The sequence below is a fragment of the Yoonia sp. genome (assembly GCF_036007805.1).
In the GTDB taxonomy this organism is placed as follows: Bacteria; Pseudomonadota; Alphaproteobacteria; order Rhodobacterales; family Rhodobacteraceae; genus Yoonia.
On the sequence record NZ_DASYOK010000266.1, the window covers coordinates 1 to 7101 of the forward strand.

The 7101-nt window shown below is 59.8% G+C and carries 5 protein-coding genes; 2 read left to right on the forward strand and 3 right to left on the reverse strand.

Annotated features, from left to right (window positions below):
* Nucleotides 1-33: 33 nt before the first annotated feature.
* Both VGP75_RS14380 and VGP75_RS14385 read right to left on the reverse strand, forming a co-directional pair.
* A complete protein-coding gene (locus VGP75_RS14380; protein WP_327544322.1) occupies nucleotides 34-3156 on the reverse strand; it encodes an efflux RND transporter permease subunit in 3123 nt (1040 codons plus the stop codon).
* On the reverse strand, nucleotides 3153-4298 hold the full coding sequence (locus VGP75_RS14385; protein WP_327544323.1) for an efflux RND transporter periplasmic adaptor subunit: 1146 nt from the start codon (nucleotides 4296-4298) through the stop codon (nucleotides 3153-3155). Before VGP75_RS14385 ends, VGP75_RS14380 begins: the two co-directional genes overlap by 4 nt.
* A 265-nt stretch (nucleotides 4299-4563) precedes the next feature.
* On the opposite strand from VGP75_RS14385, the gene VGP75_RS14390 reads away from it, so the two are divergent.
* Together VGP75_RS14390 and VGP75_RS14395 are read left to right on the forward strand one after the other, a co-directional pair.
* Entirely contained in the window at nucleotides 4564-5322 is a 759-nt protein-coding gene (locus VGP75_RS14390; RefSeq protein ID WP_327544324.1) for a LamB/YcsF family protein, read from the forward strand.
* A 9-nt stretch (nucleotides 5323-5331) separates the two neighbouring features.
* Nucleotides 5332-6000 carry a cupin domain-containing protein gene (locus VGP75_RS14395; RefSeq protein ID WP_327544325.1) on the forward strand — a complete coding sequence of 223 codons (669 nt, stop codon included), beginning with the start codon at nucleotides 5332-5334 and terminating at the stop codon, nucleotides 5998-6000.
* Here the strand turns inward: VGP75_RS14395 and VGP75_RS14400 are convergent.
* Nucleotides 5997-7001, reverse strand: coding sequence for an NAD(P)/FAD-dependent oxidoreductase (locus tag VGP75_RS14400; protein WP_327544326.1), 1005 nt, complete (start codon nucleotides 6999-7001; stop codon nucleotides 5997-5999). The genes VGP75_RS14395 and VGP75_RS14400 overlap by 4 nt on opposite strands.
* Nucleotides 7002-7101 lie beyond the last annotated feature (100 nt).

Below are 7101 nucleotides of genomic sequence, written 5' to 3' on the forward strand. Positions count from 1 at the left end.
GCCGAAGCCGCAGCACGGAAGATCATCGGCTAGTTACTCGGCCGGGACCAGCGCAGGATCTCGCGTTTCAAACCGTTTCGCGCGACGCTCGCCCAACATCAGCATCGCAGGCGTCAACAACAACGTCAGGATTGTCGCAAACACCAGACCGCCCGCAATGGCGCTCGATAATTCGGTCCACCATTGTGTAGAGGGCGCACCATAGACGATCTCGCGCGTAAAGAAGTTGATGTTCAAACCGATGACCATCGGCATCAGCCCCAGCGCTGTCGTGGCCGAGGTCAGCACCACAGGGCGCAGACGTAGGGCACCTGTACGCAAAGCAGCCTCAAGCGAGGAGAACCCTTGGGCTTTCAGTTCATTGAACGTGTCGATCAGAACGATATTGTTGTTCACCACGATCCCCGCCAGCGCGATCACGCCGATCCCACCCATCACCACGCCAAAGGGACGGCCTGTGATCATCAGCCCCAACAGCACACCCGCAACCGAGAACACAATCGCGGACATCACGATTCCTGCTTGCCAGAAACTATTGAACTGGGTCAGCAGGATCACAAACATCAAGCCAATCGCAGACACAAACGCGCCGATAAGGAAGGTCATGGATTCCGCCTGATCCTCGGCCTCACCACCAAAGTCCACCCGCACGCCCGCAGGCAGATCAAGGGTTTCAATCGCAGCCTGCAGTGCCACAGTCTGGTCATTGGCCAGGACACCCTCTGCCACATCCGCCGAGATCGTCAGCACCCGCTCTTGGTCAATCCGCGTAATGACACCGCTGCGTGGGGCCGGATTGAACGACACGAAATTCGAGATCGGCACAAGGCCCGCATCGGTGGGCACACGCAGCGCTTCAAGTTCAGCCAATGTGCGATTACCCGCAGGGAAGCGCACAACGATATCAACCTCGCCGTCGCCATCTTCGGGGCGGTAATCAGCCACGACAATACCACGTGTCAGCAGTTGCACTGCTTGGCCCAAGACCGCCACACTAGCACCACTGCGCGCCGCCTCTGAACGGTCCACGGCAATCTGCCATTCGACACCGGGGCTGGGGCGCGAATCGACCACATCAATAAAGCCGCCCATGCGTTCCATCTGTGCAAGAATGGCCGCAACCGCCGCCTCCTGATCGGCCTGCGCATTGCCGATCACCTCGAGGTTGATCGGCTTGCCGCCGCCGGGGCCGCCGCTATCGGTCAGAACCTGCACGTCAATGCCCGGAATTTCGGCCATGTCGACACGGATATCTTCGGCAATCTGCACAACGGGCCGCCGTGTGTCCCAATCTGCCAGCTCGAGTTGCAGCGTGCCGATCAAATCGCCGCCGTCGGTGGTGCCGCCCGAGCGGGAATAGACGCTGGCGATTTCGCCATATCCGGCCAAACGCGCCTCGACCTGACGCACCAGCGCATCCTGTTCGTAAACCGAGAAATTGTCTTTGGCGCGCACTTCGACCTGCGCATAATCTGGCTCGACACTGGGAAAGAAGGTCAGACCGTTGCCAAAGCTGCCGTAAGCCACAAATGACGCCACCAGCGCGATCATGGCAAAGCTGAGCGTTGTCCATGGTCGCAAGATCGACCATTCCAGAACGCGCACATAACCGCCCATGAAACCCGTCATCTTGCGCGGATCACCGTGTTCGGCGGCATAAAGCTGGGCCTTTGCCTTGGCTGTTTGCGATTGGCGTTTGCCGATCAGACCACCCATGACGGGGATAAAGATCAGCGCCATGAAGAGCGATGCAGCCAGTGTAAAGATCACTGTGATGGGCAGGAATTTCATAAACTCACCCACAACACCCGACCAGAACAAGAGTGGAAAGAACACACAAAGCGTGGTCGCGGTCGAGGCGATGATCGGCCACGCCATGCGCTTGGCGGCACGGGCGTAGGCCTCTTTGGGGGATTGACCTTCATGCAGATAGCGGTCTGCCAGTTCGACCGTCACAATGGCCCCGTCCACCAGCATTCCCACCACGAGGATCAGTGAGAAGAGGACCACGATATTCATCGTGAAACCGATGAAATAGAGCCCTGCCACACCCGTGAGAAACGCACCAGGAATAGCGAGACCAACCAAGAGCGACGACCGCAAGCCCAGCGCATAAACAACCACGATCATCACAAGAATGATCGCTGCGATCACATTCGCCTCCAAATCCGACAGCATCGTTCTGACAGTTTCGCTTTCATCCAGCGTATAGCGCACCTGCACGGTGTCGGGCCATTCGGCCTGTGCCGTCTCAACGACACTGCGGACCTCGGCGACGGTTTCGATGATATTGGCCCCCACCCGCTTTTTGATCTCCAGCGCGAGGGCAGGCTGGCCATCAATGCGTGCAAACCCTGTTGGGTCCTCAAACGTGCGGCGCACGGTCGCCACATCGGCGAAGGTCACAACTGTCTGGCCGCGCACCAAGATGGGCAGTTCCATAACATCTTCGATGTCTTCAATCAGCCCCGGCACCTTGAGTACAAGGCGTCCCGCCTCGCTTTCAATCGCACCTGCAGCAATCAACTGGTTGTTGTTGGTGATCGAGCTGATAAGTTCATTGAACGAGATATTGTAGGTCTCGAACACCGTCGGGTCGATCAGAACCTCCATCAGCTCGGTCCGCTTGCCGGCCACATCCACCTCAAGCACACCGCTCAGCGCTTCGATGTCATCTTGCAGGTCTTCGGCCAGTGCATTCAGCGTGCGTTCCGGCACAGGACCGGACAGGATTACGGTCAGGATCGGGAAAAGCGCCGTGTTGATCTCGGTCACAATCACCGTGGCATCCGAGGGCAGTTCGCTTTCGACGGTATCGGCACCATTGCGCACCTGATCAAGCGCCTCTGCCGCATCAAACCCCGGCTCAAAGTCAAGCTGGACCGCACCGCGCCCCTCACTGGCCGTGGACGTCATGGATTTAAGACCCGTCAGCGAGGCAAACTCGGTTTCCATCGGCCCGACAAGCACATCTTCGGCGTCTTGCGGAGAGATACCATCAACCGAGGCCGACACAAAGACGATCGGGATCGGGACTTCGGGGTTACTCTCTTTCGGGATCGCCGTGTACGACAAAGAGCCAACAGCCAGCAATAACGCAAGGATCAACAGGACAACCTTGCTGCGCTTGAAAGCCGCATCAATCAACGTGTTCATTGCGCGATTTCCGCCGTCTGGTCCGCAGCAATCGGGCGCGGATCAACCAAGTCACCCGCATTCACAAAGCCCTGCCCCACCGTAATGATCCGGGCATTATCCGGCAGGCCCGTCACCCAAACGCCGTCTGTCTGGGCGCGCGCGATAGCGACAGGCCTGAAAGACACGGTGTTGTCATTTTCGACAATCTTTATGCCCAATTCACCGTTGGTACCCAGTGACAGGATCGCTGGCGAAATGAAGTGCCCGCGCGCCTCACCAGTAGGCAGCGCAATCCGCGCGCTCAGACCGGCAGGCATCACGCTATCTGGGTTATCGACGGTCACTTCGACACGGAAGGTTCGGGTCTGCTGGTCGGCATTGGCCCCGATAAAGCTCACAACACCGGGACGCTGTTCACCTGTGATGAAGTCCACCGTCGAAGTCTGCCCCCTCTTGATCCGCGACAACGCCTGCTGCGGCACCTGAATGACCACTGTCAGCGGATCATTGTCGATCACCTCGGCGACGATACTGCCGTTACTGACGAACTCGCCCTCATCAATCGTCAAATCGTTCAAACGGCCCGCAAATGGGGCCCGAATGAACGTGTTGGCCAACTGCTCTTGGGCGGCGGTGACGGCCGCATCAGAAGCTGCCTTGGCCGCGCGGGCGGCGCTGACGCGGTCTTCGGTGGCCACGCCGCGCTCTTGCAGGGCCAGCGCATTATTCAAATCACGTGTCGCCTGCGCTTGTTGGGTCTGTGCCTGCAAAAGCTGGGCTTCAATGGTCGCGGCATCCAGCCTGCCGATTTCCTGACCGGCACTTACAAGATCCCCACGCGCGGCAGAGACCGAGATTACCCGGCCTTCGGTTTCGGCCCGCACGCCTGTTACGCGATCAGGTTCGGCCTGTCCCTCGGCAGAGAGAACCAGCTGCACATCCTGCGCCTGAGAGTCCATCACCGCCACGGTAATCGCACGTTTTACGGGGGCTGTTGCGGCTTCGCTCTCGGAGCTTTGTGATGGCAGAACGTAGCCACTCCCCATCCAGCCGACCAAAAGCAGGGCTAGAAAAATGGCAACCCACTTGGACCGCCCAGCACCTTTATCCTCTTCAAATGTCAGTTTTCCGGCCAAATCCGGTTGCATGCCGTGTGCCATAAGGCACTCCTTAAATATATTTCCGCGCGCACAGAGGCGCTTGACGCGATATGAGAGGGTAAATAGGACCAATCTGCCACTGTTACTAGGGATAGCGACCCAAGCTTAGCCGTAACGATACTGTTAACGCCTATAGCACGGCCGGTTTGTGCCCCGTCAAGAGCACGCTCACAACTGCAAATCCACCGCACCTCGGACAGTTTCACGTCGACTATGGGCAGGCAGAGGCTATGTTTGGGCCGGAACGTTTCTGAAAGGCATGGACATGACACGCACCGTCGATCTCAATTCTGACATGGGCGAAGGCTTTGGCGATTGGCGCATGGGCGATGATGCGGCACTGCTGGACATCGTGTCTTCGGCGAATATTGCCTGCGGGTTTCATGCCGGCGATCCGGACGTCATGGACAAGACCATGCGCCTTGCAGTCGCCAATGGTGTCGGCATCGGCGCGCATCCGGGATTTGCCGACCTCAAAGGTTTCGGGCGGCGTAAACTGCCCCTGCCTCATGACGAGATTGCGAATGCTGTGGCCTATCAACTGGGTGCAGCGCAAGCCATGGCGCGGCGCGCCGGTGGTAAAGTGCGCCATCTGAAACTGCACGGGGCGCTGTCCAATATGGCCTCTGTTGATCCTGCATTGGCCAAGGCCTGCTACACCGCTGCCCTCGACGTGGACCCCGAAATCGTCATCATGGTGCTGGCCGCCACCGCGATGGAGGACGTTGTGCGCGATCTGGGCTGCAACTGGGCCGGTGAAATTTTCGCCGACCGCGCCTATAACGACGACGCGACATTGGTCGACCGCAGCCTGCCCGGTGCGGTCCTGCATGACGCGGCCTCTGCCGCACCACGTATCCTGCGCATGCTGGAGGCAGGGGCCATCATCGCCGAAAGCGGCAAACACATCCCCTGCCAGATTGACACGATTTGCCTGCATGGTGACACGCCGGGCGCCGTCGAGATGGCGCGCGGCATCCGCCAGCATCTGACCGACGCCGGCATCGCCATAACCCCTTTGTAAGGAGCCCCCATGGAACTCAACGCTGATTTCACCAAGCGCGTCTTGTTGCATACCCAGGATATCCCGTGGAAAGCATCCCCCATGCCGGGTGTTGATCGCCGCATGCTGGACCGGATCGGGGATGAGGTTGCGCGCGCAACCTCTATCGTGCGCTATGCACCGAACAGCAAGTTTTCCGCCCATACCCATACCGGTGGCGAGGAATTCATCGTGCTCGACGGCGTGTTTCAGGATGAACACGGCGATTATCCCGCAGGGACTTACGTGCGCAATCCGCCGACCACATCACACACGCCGGGGGCAGAGGAGGGCTGCACGATTTTCGTGAAGCTTTGGCAATTCGACCTTGATGACCGCACCCAGTTTCGCAGGGAAATGGGCGCGGAACTGGCCGATCTGGGCGATGGCGTGCACGTGCAAGTCCTGCATCAGGACGCACAGGAAACTGTACGCTTCATTGCACTGGCCCCCGATGCGGTCTTTGCAGAGACGCCCGAAGGTGGTGCTGAACTTCTGATGATCGACGGCAACGCGACCGAAGGCTTGGACACCCTCACCAAAGGCGCTTGGCTACGCATCCCCGATGGGCAGGCGATGCAGGTCACAGGCGGCAAAGACGGTGCGAAATTCTGGATCAAGACAGGCCATCTGCCGTTCGCCAAAGCACCCGCCGTCTAGGCGCGAAAACCTTCAGGAATTTGATCATTCCCGTCCATGATCAGATCGGCCATCACGGCACCCACCCTAGGGGCCATGCCAAAGCCGATCTTGAAACCGCCGTTGGCGATATATTCTCCAGTTCGCTCAGGGTGCACGCCCAACACGGGCGCGCGGCTTCTGCTGCGCGGACGCACGCCCGCCCAACGCTCCAGCACCGGCACTCCGGCCAGCACCGGAAAGGCGGCATAGGCGCGCGCCAGCACGTCATCAAGCGCGTCATCCGTGCCGTGCGGATCATCGAATTCCCGCTCGGATGTGGACCCGATCGCAACCGTGCCATCACCATGCGGGATAATATGCAGCGCATCGGCAAACAACTGTGGCTGGCCTGCGGCATTGAAATCGAGCAGTGCGGCCTGCCCTTTTACACCGTTCCCCCCGATCTCTTGCATGCCATGCCAGCCGGTGGCCCAGACTACCTTGCCCTCAACGCGCCCCTCAGCCAGAACCTCACCCCCCAGCGCCACCACAGCGGCCGCCAAAGCGCGGGTCGCACGGCGGGGGTAGATCAGCGCCGACAACGTGTCATGCACGATCATGCCGCTTGGTGATGGCGGCATCCACGGCGCATCTGTGACTGGGATCACATCCCAGCGCGCCTTGCCTTGCCAGAGCGTCGCCGCACTTTCCGCGCGGGCCTGTGCCAGATCGACCGCACGCGCATCCGCCAAAGGCTGCAGACGCCCTGACCGCGCATAGCCCACGTCCTGGCCGGTCAGCGCCGCAACATCCCCCCAAAAGCCTTCGGCCATGATCAGGCTCTCAAACTGAAACGCCTTTTTGTCGTTCCAGTTCTCCGGCACATGTGGCGCCAGGGCCCCGACCAATCCGCCACTTGCACCCGCCGCCACGCCATGCGGATCAATCACGCGCACCACTGCCCCGCGACGTGCGCAAGCGTAAGCGACGGACAGTCCGAAAACACCCGCCCCCATGACCGTGATATCAGCCGTTGCCATTCGTTGTCCTTCCGCTCAAAGATGTGTGCAGTGGTAAGGCAAGGGCCGATGACAGACCAGAGAGCACGGATAGAATGGCGGGATGGCGTACCCATCGCGC

Bases quoted from the DNA above. Each gene is read 5' to 3' on its own strand.
- VGP75_RS14380 (WP_327544322.1), bottom strand. From the start codon at position 3,156: ATGAACACGTTGATTGATGCGGCTTTCAAGCGCAGCAAGGTTGTCCTG.
- VGP75_RS14390 (WP_327544324.1), top strand. From the start codon at position 4,564: ATGACACGCACCGTCGATCTCAATTCTGACATGGGCGAAGGCTTTGGC.
- VGP75_RS14385 (WP_327544323.1), bottom strand. From the start codon at position 4,298: ATGGCACACGGCATGCAACCGGATTTGGCCGGAAAACTGACATTTGAA.
- VGP75_RS14400 (WP_327544326.1), bottom strand. From the start codon at position 7,001: ATGGCAACGGCTGATATCACGGTCATGGGGGCGGGTGTTTTCGGACTG.
- VGP75_RS14395 (WP_327544325.1), top strand. From the start codon at position 5,332: ATGGAACTCAACGCTGATTTCACCAAGCGCGTCTTGTTGCATACCCAG.